This is a genomic window from Arthrobacter sp. GMC3, assembly GCF_002929305.1.
In the GTDB taxonomy this organism is placed as follows: Bacteria; Actinomycetota; Actinomycetes; order Actinomycetales; family Micrococcaceae; genus Specibacter.
This window is the reverse complement of sequence record NZ_PJIO01000066.1, coordinates 1-779: the sequence shown is the minus strand read 5'-3', so window position 1 is coordinate 779 and position 779 is coordinate 1. Positions and strand designations below refer to the sequence as shown.

At 63.8% G+C, this 779-nt stretch carries 1 protein-coding gene; it reads right to left on the bottom strand.

Annotated features, from left to right (window positions below; all coding sequences use genetic code 11):
- A partial coding sequence (locus tag CXQ94_RS23680) for a methyl-accepting chemotaxis protein (RefSeq protein ID WP_146070406.1) occupies positions 1-779 on the bottom strand: 779 nt, incomplete at both ends.

The following is a 779-nucleotide window of genomic DNA, read 5'->3' as shown; positions in this document are numbered from 1 at the left end:
CGGCGAGACTCTGGGCAGCCTTCTCGACGCATTGCGAACCCGACCGGGCACGCAATTGTGCTTCGCTCATGGCCTGCACCGCATTGCGAACGCCGCCTTGCAGCTGTTCGATCATGGCCTGGATTTCTTCAGTGGATTTCTGCGTGCGCGACGCTAGGGTACGTACCTCATCGGCCACCACCGCAAAGCCGCGGCCCTGTTCGCCGGCGCGTGCCGCTTCGATGGCTGCGTTCAGCGCCAGCAGGTTGGTCTGCTCGGCGATGCCGTTGATCACGCCGAGCACCATGTCGATGCTGGCGCTGTCGCTCTCGACCCGCTGGATGACCTGGGCGGCTTTCTCGATCTCGGCGATCAGCACTTCGATACCGTCCAGTGCCTCGGTGGCGACCTTCACGCCGGCTTTTGATTCGTTGTCGGCGCCGGTCGATGCCGTGGCGGTCTGGCTGGCATTGCGTGCCACTTCCTGCACGGTCGCGCTCATCTCGTTCATCGCCGAGGCGACCAGATCGGTCTCGCTGCGCTGGTCGTTGACCGCAGCCAGGGTCTTTTCCGCAACATGGGAGACGCGTTCGGAGACATGGGTGAGCTGGTGCGTGACCCCGGCGACCGCTTCCAGGCTATGGCGGAACTTGCCGATCATGCGGTTGAAGGCATCGCCCATCGCGCCGATTTCGTCCTTCGCACCCACTTCGACGCTGCGGCTGAGGTCTTCGTCCTCGGCCATGGTATTCATGGTGTGGCGCATGGCAGTGATGTGGCGGATGATGACGTGGCGCACG